Genomic DNA, 15,878 nt, shown 5'->3' with positions numbered 1-15,878 from the left:
ACATGCGGACATCGATGGGGATCAGTATGGGTTCCGACTCGTTCGTGTCCGCACAGATGCACGGTGAATCGCCGACGCACCAGGTGGACGACGGATTCACGGTGGTGCGGCACTCGGCCGACCTCGCGCTGTCGTCGAGCAGCGCACCCACCCTCGGCCCGCACCGCAGCGGACCGCTTCCTCAGGGCAGCATCGTGTTTCGTGACTTCATCGACAGGGTCGGCGATCCCGTTCCGGTGATCGGCGACGACGGGACCCGGACCCCGGCCGTGCAGCTGGTGACCACCGCGCTCGACTGCCTCATTCGTTGCCGCACCCCGGTGCCCGACCATGTGGTGGTCGCGGCTCCCGCAGCCTGGTCGGGATACGCCGTCGAGGAACTCGAGGACGAGATCCGACGATGGGGCCTCTTGCAGAATCGCACGATCACTATGATTCCCGAAACCACTGCTGCACTGACATGGATCTCCCGGGTCGAGAAACTCGACGAATTCTCGACACTGCTGCTGTGCGACGTCGGAGCCCATTCCCTCGACCTGACCCTGGCCACGAGGCGAGGCGCTGATTTCGGCGTGGTCCGATCGACGCGGAGCACCGACTTCAGCGGAGACCACGCCGACCGGCTGCTGATGGGACATGTGGTCGCGCTCGTCCAGAACGCGAACCCGGACTTCGACGTCGACGATCCTGCCCACCGCGGCGCGCTGACCGAACTCGCCGCCCGCTGCCGGAGTGCGAAAGAGCGGTTGTCGCAAGACACGTCTGCCGTGGTGACCGTCGAGCTTCCCGGCATCCGACGCCAGATACGCGTCATGCGTTCCGAATTCGAGGAAGTCATCCGCGGATCACTCACCCGCGCCGCGAACACGGTGGCCCGCGAACTCGAACGCCTCGACGAGACCGGCACCCCAGTCGACGCTGTCGTCCTCCTCGGCGGCGGAGCGGCGGTCCCGCTCGTGACGGAACTGCTCTCGACGGCCGTGAATGTCCCACTCGTCGTGTCACCCGAGCCGGCGACCGCGTCCGCCCGCGGTGCGGCGGCCATCGCCGAACGGGCATCGCTCCAACAGTCGGGTTCCCGGGTGATGTCGGCACCGGGACCGCGGGTGAAACCAACGGCGGCGCCACGACCGATCGTGGCGGCAGCGTCGTCGCGCGTGCTGCCCCCGTCCGCATCGGCCGAGGCGCCGACCCGACGCGTCGCGCCGACCAGTGTGCCGGTGAGGAAGACACAGAAGTCCGGTATCCGCGGATGGATGGTTGCGGCAAGCGCCGCCGCGCTCGTCCTCCTCGGCGCAGGAGCGGCGGCAACCCAACTGGTCGGCCGGGACGACCCGCCCTCGGCAACGACCACCACAACCTCGTCCGTCGAACAGGCATCGTCCGCCGACGAGACTGCGCAGGACGACACTTCACAGGACGGCACCGTGCAGGAATACACCGTGCAGAACCCGGCACCCGCCCAGCCGATGGGCGGCGGAACGCCGGGCCGCGGCGGAGCCGGACCACGGTAGGTCAGATCTCGGTGAGAGCGCCAGCCGACAGTGAGGCGTAGATGAGCATGAACACGAACAACATCCAGCCCGCTCCCTGCCAGACCTGCCACCGGCCACCGGCCCGCCAGACCCGGTAGGTCTGCACGAAAGCTCCGACCCCGCCCACGAGCAGCAACGCGGGTGGGCCGAAGACAAGGACGTACTTTTCTCCGCCGGCACACTCCATCATCGACTCGGCGCAGTCACCGGACCCGATCGACATCCACGCGACCGAGAGGAGCGCAACGACCACTGCACCGCCCATGACCGCCACCGTGTACGTGGCGGCGCGGCGAAAAGTGAGATCGGCGCCCGAAGTCATCATGTCGGAGGTTACGCCGTGCGCAACGCGGGCCGTCACGGAAAACAGCGGCGCCCCCACCGTGATCGGTGGGGGCGCCGCTGTTCACTGCTGTCGGCTAGCTCTTCCGGCCAGGTGCCTTCGCGCCTGCCTTGAAACCGAGTCCGCCAGGCTTGGCCGGTGGCGGAGCCTTCACCGTTTCCGGTGCCTTGCCGTTGGATCCGTCGCCGTTCGACTCCTCGACCTTCGGAGCCGCGGTCTCGGTTGCCTCGGACTTCGGTGCTTCAGCTGCGGGAGCCTCGGCCGCGGGTGCTTCGGCCTTCGGAGCTGCGGCCTTGGGGGCCGCGGCCTTGCGAGCTCCGGGAGCCTTGGCGCCGCTCTTGAAACCGAGCCCACCGGCCTTCGCCACCGGGGGAGCCTTCGGCGCCTCGGCAGCGGGGGCCTCCGAAGCGGAGGACGTGTCGGCGACCTGCGGTTCGGAAGCCGGGGGCTCGGCAGCCTGGGGTTCGGCGACTGCCGGCTCGGCGGGAGCGTCCGCGGGAGCGGCCTTCGCGCCGGGAGCCTTCGCCTTGCCCTTCATCTGCAGACCTTTGCCCGGTGCCTTGGCGCCGGACGCGAGTCCGAGTCCCTTCGGCTTCGCCGCGGGGGCGTCCTGAACAGGGGTTTCCGCTGCGGGAGCCTCTGTCGCCGGTGCTTCGGCAGCCGGAGCGGCGGCCGTCGCGCCGGGAGCCTTGGCGGCACCCTTCATCTGCAGACCCTTGCCGCCCGGTGCCTTCGCGCCGCCGGCGAGGCCGAGGCCCTTGGGCTTGGGTGCCTCCGCTGTAGGCGCCTCCGTACCGGCAGCCTCGGCCGGAGCAGGAGCAGCCTTCTTGGCGCCGGGAGCCTTCGCACCGCCTGCCATGCCGAGCCCCTTGCCGGGTGCCTTGGCGCCGGGAGCCTTCGCCCCGGGTGCCTTGGCCAGGCCCTTCATCGCCAGGCCCTTGCCTGCCGGAGCGTCCGTGGCGGCCGGCGTTGCGGCGGCCTCCTCGACCTCCTCGACGCGCTCCTTCTCCACTACCTCGGCCTTGGCCTCGGCTGCTGCCGGCGATCCTGCCGGCTCGGCCGGCTTCTCGCGGGGGATGACCTTGATGTTCTCGCTCAGCTTCTCAGGCTCGAGACGCGTGATGGACGAGAGCATCAGCTGGGCGACGTCGACGACCTCGACACCCTCGCCCTGACCGGACTCCTGGCGAGCCGTGACGCCGTCGGTGAGCATGACGCGGCAGAACGGGCAGCCGGTCGCGATCTTCTTCGGATCCGTGCCCAGCGCCTCGTCGACCCGGTCGATGTTGATGCGCTTGCCGATGTTCTCTTCCATCCACATGCGGGCACCACCGGCACCACAGCACATGGACCGTTCGCCGTGACGGGGCATTTCCTTCAGCTTGACACCGGAGGCTTCCATCAACTCGCGGGGTGCGTCGTAGACCTTGTTGTGGCGGCCGAGGAAGCAGGGGTCGTGGTAGGTGACGTCCTCACCGACGGACGCGACCGGAATCAGCTTCTTCTGGCGGACCAGGCGGTTGAGCAACTGAGTGTGGTGAACCACCTCGTACTGGCCGCCGACCTCCGGGTACTCGTTGCCGAGCGCGTTGAAGCAGTGGGCGCACGTGACGACGATCTTGCGCTTGCGCTGCTCGACACCGTCGAAGACCGAGTTCAGCAACTCGATGTTCTGCATGGCGAGCTGCTGGAACAGGAATTCGTTACCTGCGCGGCGAGCGGAGTCACCGGTGCACGTCTCGTCGGCGCCGAGCACCATGAACTTCACGCCGGCGGTGGCGAGCAGCTCGGCGACGGCCTTGGTGGTCTTCTTGGCGCGGTCCTCGTAGGCGCCGGCGCAGCCGACCCAGAAGAGGTACTCGTAGTCCTCGAAGCTGTCTGCATCCTGGCCGAACACCGGGATCTCGAAGTCCATCTCATTGATCCAGTTGAGACGGTCCTTGGAGTTCTGACCCCAGGGGTTGCCCTTGTTCTCGAGGTTCTTGAACAGGCCGGCCAGCTCGGAGGGGAACTCCGACTCGATCAGCACCTGGTAGCGGCGCATGTCGATGATGTGGTCGACGTGCTCGATGTCGACGGGGCACTGCTCGACACACGCGCCACAGTTGGTGCAGCTCCACAGCGTCTCGGCGTCGATGACCGGAGCCAGCTCGCCTTCGACGGTGTCGCCGACCAGCTTGCGCTCGGCCTCCTGGCGTGCAGCCTCGGGGATCGCAGCCAGCTTGGCCTCGTCCACGGCGCCGTCACCGTTCACCAGGCCTACCTCGTCGCCGCCCATGTCCTTGCGGCCACCGGCCAGCAGATACGGGGCCTTCGCATAACCGTGGTCGCGCAGCGACGTGATCAGCAGCTTCGGCGACAGCGGCTTGCCGGTGTTCCACGCGGGACACTGCGACTGGCAGCGCCCGCACTCGGTGCAGGTGGTGAAGTCCAGCCAGCCCTTCCAGGAGAAGTCCTCGATGTTGCCGGCGCCGAACGTGTCGGTATCCGGATCGGCGTCCTCCATGTTGATGGGCTTGCCGCCCGACATCATGGGCTTGGCCGCACCGAGGGCGACGTCGCCGTCGTCCTCACGCTTGAAGTAGATGTTCGCGAACGCCGCGAACCGGTGCCAGGCGACACCCCAGGTGATGTTGCGGCCGACGACGTAGAGCCAGATCATGCCCGACATCAGCTTGACGAAGGCGAAGAACGCGACCATGTTCGGGCTCGCGGGCAGCAGCTTCGCGAGGTTCATCGTGAAGAAGTCGGTCCACGGGTTGGCGTGGCCGTAGGTGGCGATCTTGCCGGCCTTCACGAAGATCATGCCCAGGCCCTCGATGAGGACGACGGCCTCGACGAAGTACGCGGCCTTGAAGTCGGAACCACTGAAACGGGACAGCCGGGCGGGCACGCGGGGGTGGTTGAGCTGGCGGATCACGATCAGTGTGGTGATACCGATGACCGTGCCGAGACCCAGGATCTCGTCGATGAAGTGGTAGACGGCGGTGTTGCCGACCAGCGGCCAGTGGAACGCCGGGTCGAACGTCTGCCCGTACGCCTCGAACCACACGATGGCTCCGAGCATGAAGCCGACCATGACCAGCCAGTGAGCCCAGCCGACGGTGCGGAACTTGCTCATGCGAGTGTGCGCGATGAACTCGACGCACATCTGCTTGAAGCGCGGGAAGAAGGGGCGCCATCGGTCCGGGGCCGACTGGCCGATCCGGACGACGTTGACCATCTTCAATGCGCCAGTGATGAAGGAGAACCAACATACGAGGCTCAGCAGCACGCCGATGGTGCCCAACGTGATCGTCAGGGCATTCATGTCGCGGCCTTTCGTTTCAGGGCGGCAGGGCGGCCACCTCGGGACTGCTCGTGATCCTAACGCTTGCTAAGTTACCCGCTAGTAACTTAATTAGTCTACCTGTGGGTAACATACCGGTGTTCGGCGGGATCTCTGCAGCTCGGGCGCCGATAGGGCATGTGGTGCATGCCACAATCGGACTTTCTGTTCGTCACGTTAAAGGGTCTGAATTGCGGCGCTCACCCAAGGTCGCCCTAACTTCGGCCGGCAGCCGCCAGAGGCCGTCCGAGCGGCTTCGTGAGAGGGCTTCAGAGGTCGTTTTCGTCACGAATTCGACGCGGTTGCATTGCGGCCGGATAACGATGGCAAATATTCCGCGTACGCACGTCCGTCCTCTCGATAACCAGGCCGAGTGACGTAATTCATCTCGTGTAATTCGCGCGAATTACACCCGCTTGATTTGCTACCGATCGGTAACTTGCGGGCGTGATGAATTTTTCGTCAATGAACATTTCGGCCGTGATTCCGCTGTTACTCTGAGCGTGTTTTCCGGCCCTGGCCAGCGGCCGCACGGGGGGCCGTGCAGTGCACTTCGATCACACCAGTACTTCGTCGGGACGCTCCTGAAATGAGGCATCAATGATCGTGAGAAAAGCTGCAGTGACGGCAGGCATTGCCGTGGCCGCCATGGGTCTTGCTGCCGGAGTCTCGCACGCGGGGCCAGTGGCAGCACCCGCTCCTGCGGCGCCTGTTCCGGCAACGGCGGCGCCCGCGGTTCCCTCGCTGCCGTTCCGCGACGTCGCGTCCCGCGAGGAGAATGACAGGGCGTTCGGCCAGTTCGGTGCGCAGGTCGGCATTGCCGTCACGGTCGGAAGCCTGGTCGGAACGATTGCAGGGGCCGGAATCGGCTGTATAGCAACACTTCCCGCTGGCTGCGTCGCCGGACTGGTGACTGGGGCCGGTATCGGCGGGGTCGTCGGAACCATCGTCGCCGGTGGCCCCACCCTCGGTGTCAGTGCATACCAGCTGTGGGAGACGTACAACGCCGCTCCGGGGACGTCGATCTACGCGGACAGAGACGAGTAGAGCGCCTCGCCTCAGCGCCCGGCCCCGTCGAGTCTCCCACGGCGGGGCCGAGTTGTGCGTGGGGCCGCGGAGAAGAAACCGACCGGTTCCCCGCTTTGTGTAGGAATAACTACATCCCTGACTGGTGCAATTCTTGGAATTCGATCCCGCTGCCGTTCTGGGCGCAATTTTTCATAACCCTACGCAGACTATTTCGCGAGCCCCTTTTCTCGAGGCGAGACTCAATTGGGATCTGTCACAGCCGCAAGTTACTGTTTAGCAACGGATGGGGTTGAAACCTTAAGGGGATGGAATGAAGTTGCGTCGTTTCGTTACGACTTCGGCACTTTTGGTGGGTGTGCTCGCGACCGGGTCCGGGGTGGCGGTCGCGGAACCCGTCGCCGAACCCGGCACCGAAATCGGATACGAGTCCCACATCGAGGACCGCACGGTCGTGACCACGATCGACGCCGGCGCCTTCGCGCTCGCATCGGACGGGAAGTCCGTCGCGATCAAGGATGCGGGTGGGGCAACTGTCGTTTCCCTCCCGCTTGCGTACCGGTTCGACGGATTGCAGTTCCCGTTCGAGGAAGAGATCACCGAAGACGGAAAGACCCTGCGCCTGACGCCGAGCGTCGACAAGGCCGAGGCGACGCCGATCTCGCCCGAGGATCGGATCACGCCCATCGCGCTGCACGACGTGGCGTCGATCGACGAGAACACCAGGGCCCAGTCGGCGTTCCAGCAGCAGCTCGGCATCGCGATGACGGTCGGCAGTCTCGGCGGCACCATCGTGGGCGGAATCCTGGGATTCGCTGTCGGCTGCGTGGTCGGGACGCCGGTCGCGGTCTTTGGATGCCTGCCGTTCGGCGTGACGGGCGCGGGAATCGGTGCCCTTCTCGGCACGATCGTGGTGGGCGGCCCCACGCTGGCCATCGCCGGTATCGACCTGATCAACACGCTGAACGCACCGCCCGGCACCACGAAGTGGGTGAAGTAGCCGCATCCCGCAGTACCTCAGACGCCGCCCGCCTCCCTTCGGAGGCGGGCGGTTCGTCGTTGTGCGGCGTCGCGGAAGTGAACCTCGTCACACCCGCGGAGGTGACCTGCCTGGTTATCCCATGCTTAGGCTAACCTTCGTCCGTCACAGCGCTGCTCTCGAAACGGACCTCGATGAACCTCCGACGGTTTACTGCCACCTCCATGCTCGTCGTCGCGGCGATGGGCGTCGGAGCGGCCACGTCATACGCGGATCCGGCCGCCGCACCCCAGCCGGGTGCGGAACAGGGCATCCCGAACATCAACTACCAGACCGCCCGCGACGGTGACGCCGCTGTGGCCACCCTCGACGCCGGCGCCTTCTCGATCAACGCCGCGAACGACACCGTCGACGTGGTCGACGACGGCGGCCGCGTCGTCGCCTCCATTCCCACCTTCTTCCGGGTCGACGACCTGCAGCATCCCTTCGCCGTGGCGGTCGACGAGTCCGCTCGCGTCCTGCGGCTCGTCCCGAACATGGATCCGGCGGCCGCGACCCCCGTTCCCGTGTCGGAACGCCTCACCCTCGACGACGTCGCCGCACCGCAGGACAAACAGGAACGCGACGACCGCGCACTCGACGACTTCCAGCAGCAACTCGGGATCACGAGCGCGATCACCGCGATCGTCGCCGCCATCATCGGCGGCGCGATCGGCTGCGCGATCGGCGTCATCCCCGGAACGGCTGCGCTGGTGATTCCGTTCCTGGGCCTCGCGGGGCCGGTGGCCGGGTGCATCGGAGGTGCGCTGATCGTCGCGCCCCTCGTCGCGCTCGCCGGCACCATCGTCGTCGGCGGCGGCGCCCTGGTGGTTCTGGGCATTCAGTACTTCAACACCATCAACAGTCCGTTCGTCGCACCGGAACCCACGGCATGAGCGGCCGCTTCGCACGGAACCTGCGGGCCGTCACCGGAGCAGCGTTCCTCGTCGTCGCGGCCCTCGGGATCTCCGCCGGGACCGCACACACAGCTCCACTGACGCAGCAGGATTCGTCGGACATCGGCTACGAGGCGCACGCCGAGGGGGAGTCCGTCGTCACGTCGATCGACGCGGGCGCCTTCCGGATCACCGACACCCGGGAAGCGATCGAGGTGGTGGACGACAGCGGCACGGTGGTGGCCGCACTGCCGCTCACGATTCGGGTCGGCGACGCCGTCTATCCGATCGACGCCGACCTCGACGGGCGGACGGTGACGCTCACCCCGCAGGTTCCCGCCGACGTCGCGTCGTCCCTGAAATCGGTTGCGCAGGACGGATTCGACACACAGGAAGAGCGTGACGACTCGGCGCTCGCCGACTTCAACAGTTACCTCGGTTACGCGACGCTGATCGGCGGCCTGATCTTCGGTGTGATCTTCGGCGCCGTGGGTCTCGCGGTCGGGTGCGGCCTGTTCGCCGTGACCGTGATCGGCACGCCGGTCGGGTGCCTCGGTGGGCTGCTGGCGGGTTTCGCCGCCGGCGGGCTGGCCGGAACCATCTTCGTGGGCGGCGCCGCACTGGTGATCCTCGGAATCCAGTACCTCGTCACCATCAACACGCCGTTCGTTTCGCCCGCGCCCGAGCCCACCGCCTGATCAGTTCCCGCGCGCTCGGTAGCCGTCGAGGAAGGTCGCGACCCCGTCGGTGACGATGGCCGACACCTCGTTCGCCGAGGGGGACGGCGCCGTGGCGAAGTGGTCCGCGAAGACCTGGGTCGGGATCGTGACCCACTCACGGCCGAGTGCGACGAGGTCCGACTCGAGGTCGTTCACCTCGCCGAGGTGCCGGTCGATCATGTCCGTCTGACTGTCGGCCACCCGCGTCGCGCTGTCCTCGATCACGGCGAAGAACAACTATTCCTTGCCCTCGAAGTGGTTGTAGATCGTGCGCGTGGAGACGTCGGCCTCGGTCCGTGCGGTGGAACAGCTGCGGTTGGTGTTCGCGGAACTCCACGCGGTCACGGTCCGCGACAGTGTCAGCTTTCACGGTGCGTGGGCGGTGTTCGACGAGCACGGGGAGCCGCTGGACCCGGCAGTCAGCTCGAGTGCGGTCAAGAACATGCTCGACCAGATCGAATGGTGGGGCACCACCCTGCGGGATGCCCGGGCGGTCCGGCCCAACGCGGCCTGAGTGCGCGTCCGACGACAGCGGCCCGCCTCCCGAATGGGAAGCGGGCCGCTGTCGCAGGTGGAGTGCGTTACGAGGTGCGCACGCGCAGACCCGGGTTCTCGGCCAGCACCTCGTTGATCGGGGTGGCGAACAACTCGGGGCTCTCGCCGAGGACGAACGTGACGACGTCCGCGACCTGGCAGATCGGGTACTGCCCGACGTTGGAGGCGCTCGAAATTCCGAGTGCCAGCGTGCCGGTCACGATCGTGCCGCCGCTGTCGCCCTGCAGGGCGCACATGCTCGTCGAGAAGCTGTCGGCCAGCGTGCGTTCACCGACCGAAACGGTCTGCGCGACGGACGTGACGACACCGCACGTGAAACCGGTGGTCAGACCCGACTTGCACACCGGGGCGCCGACAATCGGGTCGGCCGTACCCGTGATGGCGACCGGTGCTGCGCCGGGAACCCGGACGCCGTTGTTCTCGAACCGGTGTGCGGCGCTGTCGTCGGCCCGGATGATCGAGTAGTCGTGGATGTCCAGGCTGGTCTTGGCGAAGGTGCCGATCCGCGGACCGGTGCCACCCGGGACCAGGGAGAACGCCTCCGACGCCTCCGAGGTGCCGGCAGCGTCCCGGTTGGGGTCGCAGTGTCCTGCCGTAATGTTCACCGGACCGCCCGAGCTGTCGGTGCCGTTGAAACCGAGCGAGCAGCGCAGTCCGACTCCGCCGCCGAGCGAGCCGTACGCGTCGCCGCCCAGCAGGGCGTCGGCGGGGAGCGGTTCGGCGATGGGGGTGAGGTCGGTGGACGGCAGCGGAGCGGCCGTGGCAGGCGACTGCACGACGCGTGCGCCCTTCAGGAAGTCCGGAAGCTGCAACCCGCCCACGTTGTCCGCACGGAGCACGAGATCGTTGTTCACGATGTCGATGGCCACGCCGCGAACGAGATCCGCGACGGCAGGCGGCTGGGTGTCCAGCCACCCGTCGAACGACTTGACCTGAGCCTGCAGGCTGCTCTCGCTCTGGGCCACATCCTTGACCTGGAAGCCGGCCTTCTCGGCCGCGGCGACGGCGGCGTCCTTGTCCGCACCGTCGGCGAGCCCGACGATGGGGGTGCCGGCATTGTCGAGCCACGTTCCGGCGAACGCATCCGGGAACTGGATGCGGGCGATCTTCGCGAACTCGGCCAGCTTCTGGCCCAGTTCGGAGTGCTCCAGGTACTGGTCCGGGCTCAGCGACAGATCACGCTGGATAGCGTCGATCAGTTCCGCGGGAAGCTTGGCGGCCTGGTCGGACACTCCGGGCTCGACCGGATCGGCCTGAGCGGAGGCGGCGACCGGACCTAGGAGCAGCAGCGCGGCGGAGCCGAACACGGCGGCACGACGTGCGATGGAGCTTCGCATGGGGGCCTTTCTGATGTTTGTTTGTTCGCAGTTGCCTCGCGGGCGCATACGAATACGACCCCCCGACAGGTAAGGCCGTACACAGTCGGAGTCGACTATATGGGTTCGCCCCGTCTATTCCCACCTGTAACACTCTCGGCGGACGACGCAGCAGGAAAAAGCGGACACCACGCCTGATTACACCTGTGCCCGGTGTCCGAGAGCAACGGACACCGGGCACAGGGTGGAGCGGTGGAGAACTAGTCGGAGATGGTGCGCACGCGCATCCCGGATCCGATCGTGTCCACGATGTCCGCGACCGGGATGCCCAGGCTGGCGGTGCCACCCTCCGGTGCCAGCACCAGATTCGCCTCCGTGCAGTTGGGGGCGCCACTGGCGTTGGAACCACTGGTGATACCCAGCGCGAGGGTTCCGGTGACGATGGCGCCGCCGCTGTCCCCCGCGAGAGTGCAGGCCGTGCCGGCGAAACCGTTGACCACACGGCTCGAACCGTCGGCGACGAACAGCTGCGTCTCGACGTGATCGGCCGCCACCACGCCACACGTGAACGACGACGTCTGACCCGACTTGCAGATCGGGGCGCCGACGACGGGCCGGGCGGTGCCGGTGATCTCCAGCGTGGTGCCGTTCGCGCCGCGAACAGCGGGACGGTCCAGACCGGCCTTGACGCCTGCCTCGTTGAGCTTGATCACCGAGTAGTCCAGCTTGTCGGCCGGGTTGCCCACCGACGACTTCGAGAACGCGCCGATCTGCTGGCTGTCGTCGACGTTCTGGTGGTTGGGGAGGAACACCGGCGACGGCTGACCCTCGGCGGGGTTGCAGTGTCCGGCGCTGATGTTCACGGCCTGGCCGCTGTCGTCCACGGCGTTGAAGCCCAGCGAGCAGACGGAGATCTCCGAGATCGGCGTCTTCGGCAGCTCACCCGCGGTGGTGATGTAGGTGTCACCGGCGAGGGGGCCCCGCTCCACCGGACCGCCGCCGCCGGGGCTCAGCATGACCTTGACGTTGGCGAGCAGCGTCGGCAGGTTCAACGCCTGGCCGATGGGGCTGTTGACGACGTCGATGACGACGCGGTTCTCGAGGACGTCGATCGACGCGGAGTTGACCTGGGAAGCCACGTCCTTCGGCAGTCCCGCGATCCAGCCGTTCACGTCGGAGAGGGTCTTCTCCAGGCCGTTCGCGGACACGGGCGCAATGCGGGTGTCGTACCCGGCCTTGGCTGCGGCGTCGGCGGCCTCGTCCGTGGTGACCGCGACGACGGGCTGACCGTCGAGGCCGATCCAGGCCCCGGCGAAGTCGTCGGGATGCTGCTCCCGGAAGTCCTCGGCGTAACTGCCCAGCTCCTGTGCCTTCGCGGCGCGGTCGAGGTACTCCTGCGGGCTGATCTTCAGGTCGCGGGTGATGGCCTCGACGAGTTCGGCCGGCAACTTGTCGGCGCTCAGCTGAGTGGTGTCGGGCTGCGTAACAGGGTCGGCCTGGGCGGCAGTGGAAAACGGAAAGAGAAGAAGCATTGCCGAGGCGCCTACAACAGCGGCGCGGTGCGCCAGCACGTTACGCATGAAATCCCTTCTGCACGGAATCCGTTCACTGAGGATTCCTTCTGGGGTGGGTATCAGCGCCCCACCTTAAGCTACGGACGGGTCGGCCCGTCGGGGAGGTGTGACCGAAGCCTCACTGACCTGGACTTTTCGCAGCGGGCTTCGCGGGCGTGGTCGTGGTGGTGATCGCGGCCGCGGGTTCCTTCATCGTCGTCGTCGTGGTTGTTGTCGTTGTTGTGGTGGTGGTCGTCTCCGGCGGCGTCGTCGTGGTCGTCGCGGCGGTCGTGGTCGTAGTGGTCTGCGGGACCGTGGTGATCGAGGGGAGGGTGATGACCGGCGTCGTCGAGGGCGGAGGCGGCGGCACGAACACGGGTGTCGTCTCCACCGGTGCAGGCGGGGGAGAGACCGGGACCGGGGCTTCACCCTCCGTCGTCACGGCCACCTCCTGCGTGCTCGCCGTCGGGAAGACCGCGGGTGGAGCCTGCGTGGGTCGTGCGCTGGACGTCGTCACCGACGCGGTCTGGGCGTCCTGGATCGTCGGGACAGCGGTGCTGCCGTTGCCGGTGAGCGCGAACGCGAGCGCCCCACCGGCCACCACCAGTGCGGCCGCGGCGACACCGGCGATGATCAGCGGCCGACGGTTCGTGCGCTTGGCGGGTGGCGTCGGTGTACTCGCGGGAGCGGACGCCTCGGTCTCGGCGGGCGGATACGCGTCGGCGGCAGCGGCCGCGGCTGCGGGCACCGCCGTCACGGCGGAGTACGCGGTGTGCATCGGGGCCTCGACGACCGGAATCGACTCGGTGTCGGCGCTCGTGTCCTCGTCGGTCAGTGCCAGCCCGGCCGCCAGTAGTGCCGCGCCGTGGGCCGGGGATTCCGGTGAAGCGGCGAGCGCCACCGACTCCGGGATGAGAGTCGCCTCGCCCAGACCCATGTAGTCGAGGGATTCGCGCAGCTTCGTGACGATCTCCGGTGCCCAGTCCGACGGATGGGTCGCGGTGACCTTCACCGTCCCCGACAGTCCGTCTGCGGCCTCCCGGAACAGGCAGAACATCGCCGTCGCGACGAGGTCCTCGGCGCGGGTCAGCGAACCCGCGTACTCGATTCCCGCGGGCTCACCGACGCGGGCGAGGAAGTCGCGGACGGCGCCGGTCGATTCCGTGCCGGGGTCGCCGAGCTGAACCGTGCCGTCCGGGGCCGTGAACAGGACGGACGGGTGTTCGATCGTCCTCACATCGGTTCCGGAAGCGGTCACCACCGCTGTGGAAACCGAATCGCCGACGGTGAGTCCGACTCCGGTGGTCATGAAAGATCCTTACTGGCACGGTTCGAGGGAGTGCGTCATCGCACCATGCACAGTGTGTCGCCTGCCGCAGTCGAATGGTTACACGGGGCGCTGCTGCGCCTTCGGCGCCCGTGAGTACTTGTCAACCACCCGCGGTTAATAAGTACTCACGGGTCAGGAGTCGGCGGAATACCCGTGGCCCATCGCACGCAGCATCGACAGCAGCTCCGACCGCGACCCGGCGCCCAGCCGCCGCCGGATCCGGGCCACATGGTGCTCGATCGTCTTGGCGGAGATGTAGAGGCGTGCCCCGATCTCCCGGTACGTCAGCCCCTGGACGAGCAGTTCGGCCACCTCGGCCTCGCGGTCGGTGAGCGACCCCGGCGTGCTCGGGCTCGACACGACCGCGGAGTCGGTGCCGTTGCCCGCGGACGTCGGCTGTCGCAGGGCCCTCGCGACCTGCAGGAGCGTGGTCGCGACCCTCGTGTCGGACGCGCGCAGCGCGGCTTCACCCGCGAGGCGCGCACCGTCCCACGGCAGACCGATCCGGTCGAGGGTGCGGGCCGCGTCCTCGACGGATGCGGCGTCGATGTCGCCCTGCAGCACGCGTAGCCAGGCGCGACCGGCGGTGGCGAGCCCGGACGCGTACGTGCTGACCTTGGCGGCCTCGCCGAGTGCGCGGGCGTGGGGCATCAGGTCTGCGGGGCATTCGGCGAGGATCGAGGCCTGCACGCCGTACCAGTGCAGCGCCGATCCCCACATCGCCGGCTCGCCGAGCGTCCGCAGCAACGACTGCGCGTCCTCGACGAGGTGGGTGATCCGGGCGGGTTCGCCGACCCGGATCGATGTCAGCCACAGTTCGCCGAGCGGCAGCAGGCTCAGCAGGTCCACCGAGTACTCGGCGAGGACGCCCTGCGCGCCCGCCCAGGCCTGCAGCAGTGCCGCGTTGTCGCCGGTGCGCCGGGAGAGCCCGACGCGCAGGCCGTGGACGAACAGCAGATCGCGCTGCCGCATCGACGCGGCGTCGAGGCCGTCGAGCCGGGACTGCGCCGCGGCGAGGTCGCCGCGGACCATGGACGTCCAGGCGGTGAGCAGCTGATGCCGGTTCGCGGTGACACTGCCGGGCTGTTCGGCTTCCCGTGCCCGGGCGAGGACGGCGTCGGCGTGGGCGAGTTCGCCGCAGTGGAGTGCGGCGAGGGCGGTGATCGCGGCGGGGGAGTCGGGCAGCACCCGTGGCCGGGACGCGCGACCGGGCAGCGACAGCGCACGCGTCAGTGAGTTCAGTGCCGCGTTTGCGGACGCGGTCACCGACTGGACGAGTCCGGTCGCGACGAGTGCGGCGCCGGCGGTGGCGGCAGTGGGGGGTGCGCCCGCGCTCGTCGCGAGGACGGCTTCGGCGTCGTCGAGTCGCCCCGCGACCACCAGGACGGAGGCGGCGAGGGAGGCGTCGGCGCCGGCCCGGTCCGCGCCGAGCCAGGCGTACAGTTCGGCGCTGCGATCGATCATGCCGCAGAACGCGGCGCCGGCGGCCGAAATCCTGACCGCCGCAGCGAGTTCCGCATCGTCGACGGTGCCGGACCGTTCGAGGACCGAATCGGCCAGCCCGACCGCGGTGTCGAGGTCGCCGTTCAGGGCGCAGGCCTCGGCGTATGCGACGATGGCGGTGTCGCCGAGCCTGCCGGCCCGGCCGGCTTCGGCATACAGCGCGACGGCGGTGGCCGGCTCGGCGAGTCCGGCCTGGGCGCAGAGGAATCGGCTCAGTTCGTCACTCGGTATGCTGGTCGCGGCGACCGCGCGGGCGACGGGCAGCGTGAGCGTTCCGCTGTCGACGTGATGGGTGAGCAGGCGGCGAGCGAGCGTGTTCAGCCGGTTCTCGCCGAGCGTCTTCGTGAGATGCGTGCGGTCCGCGTGAACCAGCGTGTCCCGTTCGTCGACCCAGCCGTCCGCGCGGAGCGCGTCCACGGCGGCACGGGCACTAGCGGGTTCGATGTCGAGTACTCGGGCGACCACGATCTCGTCGAGGTCGCTGCCGAGCAGAACCAGTGCGAGAGCGGACAGTTGGGGGCCGTCGAGCTCCGCGAGTTCCGTGGGAGGAAGCGGTGAGGGCAGCGTGGACACCGGCGCCCTATCCGCCGTTACCGAGGACGCCGGGCACCAGGCCGGTGACTCCGCCGACGACGCCGCCGACCGTGTCCCCCACTCCGTTGACGGTGTCACCCACCGCGCCGGCTCCGCCGACGATGGTGTTGGCGATCGCGGCGCCGCCGTCGGTCTGGGGAACGCTCGGGGCCGGAGCGGGGG

The 15,878-nt window shown here is 68.1% G+C and carries 13 protein-coding genes; 6 read left to right on the top strand and 7 right to left on the bottom strand.

Annotated elements, in window-relative coordinates; all coding sequences use genetic code 11:
* The first annotated feature begins 2 nt into the window (after positions 1-2).
* Positions 3-1,514, top strand: a complete 1,512-nt coding sequence (locus G9373_RS31770; protein WP_240960854.1) for an Hsp70 family protein — start codon at positions 3-5, stop codon at positions 1,512-1,514.
* Position 1,515: 1 nt separating this feature from the next.
* Here the strand turns inward: G9373_RS31770 and G9373_RS31765 are convergent, their stop codons facing one another.
* Positions 1,516-1,857 (bottom strand): hypothetical protein, encoded by a 342-nt coding sequence (locus tag G9373_RS31765; RefSeq protein WP_240960853.1) that lies wholly within the window; start codon positions 1,855-1,857, stop codon positions 1,516-1,518.
* A 97-nt stretch (positions 1,858-1,954) separates the two neighbouring features.
* A complete protein-coding gene (locus tag G9373_RS31760; protein WP_133986315.1) occupies positions 1,955-5,188 on the bottom strand; it encodes a (Fe-S)-binding protein in 3,234 nt (1,077 codons plus the stop codon).
* Between the two features lie 618 nt (positions 5,189-5,806).
* Here G9373_RS31760 and G9373_RS31755 point away from each other — a divergent pair.
* The 4 genes from G9373_RS31755 (at position 5,807) to G9373_RS31740 (ending at position 8,844) form a co-directional block, all read left to right on the top strand.
* Positions 5,807-6,253 carry a hypothetical protein gene (locus tag G9373_RS31755; RefSeq protein ID WP_120659511.1) on the top strand — a complete coding sequence of 149 codons (447 nt, stop codon included), beginning with the start codon at positions 5,807-5,809 and terminating at the stop codon, positions 6,251-6,253.
* A gap of 292 nt (positions 6,254-6,545) precedes the next feature.
* Complete coding sequence (locus G9373_RS31750) at positions 6,546-7,232, top strand: hypothetical protein (protein WP_005238282.1); 687 nt, start codon at positions 6,546-6,548, stop codon at positions 7,230-7,232.
* A 173-nt stretch (positions 7,233-7,405) separates the two neighbouring features.
* Positions 7,406-8,146 carry a hypothetical protein gene (locus G9373_RS31745; RefSeq protein ID WP_054248450.1) on the top strand — a complete coding sequence of 247 codons (741 nt, stop codon included), beginning with the start codon at positions 7,406-7,408 and terminating at the stop codon, positions 8,144-8,146.
* Entirely contained in the window at positions 8,143-8,844 is a 702-nt protein-coding gene (locus tag G9373_RS31740; RefSeq protein WP_054248449.1) for a hypothetical protein, read from the top strand. The genes G9373_RS31745 and G9373_RS31740 overlap by 4 nt, the downstream gene beginning before the upstream one ends.
* Here G9373_RS31740 and G9373_RS31735 read toward each other — a convergent pair whose 3' ends face one another.
* A complete protein-coding gene (locus tag G9373_RS31735; RefSeq protein WP_054248448.1) occupies positions 8,845-9,102 on the bottom strand; it encodes a hypothetical protein in 258 nt (85 codons plus the stop codon).
* Between the two features lie 79 nt (positions 9,103-9,181).
* Here G9373_RS31735 and G9373_RS31730 point away from each other — a divergent pair, with 79 nt between their 5' ends.
* Complete coding sequence (locus G9373_RS31730) at positions 9,182-9,379, top strand: FMN reductase (RefSeq protein ID WP_240960857.1); 198 nt, start codon at positions 9,182-9,184, stop codon at positions 9,377-9,379.
* A 67-nt stretch (positions 9,380-9,446) separates the two neighbouring features.
* On the opposite strand, the gene G9373_RS31725 is transcribed toward G9373_RS31730, so the two are convergent.
* The 4 genes from G9373_RS31725 to G9373_RS31710 form a co-directional block, all read right to left on the bottom strand.
* Positions 9,447-10,757, bottom strand: coding sequence for a S1 family peptidase (locus G9373_RS31725; RefSeq protein WP_167118773.1), 1,311 nt, complete (start codon positions 10,755-10,757; stop codon positions 9,447-9,449).
* Positions 10,758-10,996: 239 nt separating this feature from the next.
* Entirely contained in the window at positions 10,997-12,316 is a 1,320-nt protein-coding gene (locus G9373_RS31720) for a S1 family peptidase (RefSeq protein WP_005238294.1), read from the bottom strand.
* A 112-nt stretch (positions 12,317-12,428) separates the two neighbouring features.
* The gene (locus tag G9373_RS31715; RefSeq protein WP_167118770.1) at positions 12,429-13,598 is read right to left on the bottom strand and encodes a hypothetical protein; all 1,170 of its coding nucleotides are present in this window, start codon (positions 13,596-13,598) and stop codon (positions 12,429-12,431) included.
* Between the two features lie 153 nt (positions 13,599-13,751).
* Complete coding sequence (locus G9373_RS31710; protein ID WP_206032827.1) at positions 13,752-15,686, bottom strand: LuxR C-terminal-related transcriptional regulator; 1,935 nt, start codon at positions 15,684-15,686, stop codon at positions 13,752-13,754.
* Between the last annotated feature and the right edge of the window lie 192 nt (positions 15,687-15,878).

The sequence above is a fragment of the Rhodococcus sp. A14 genome (assembly GCF_011603105.1).
Taxonomy (GTDB): domain Bacteria; phylum Actinomycetota; class Actinomycetes; order Mycobacteriales; family Mycobacteriaceae; genus Rhodococcus_F; species Rhodococcus_F opacus.
This window is presented reverse-complemented; position numbering and strand designations above follow the sequence as displayed.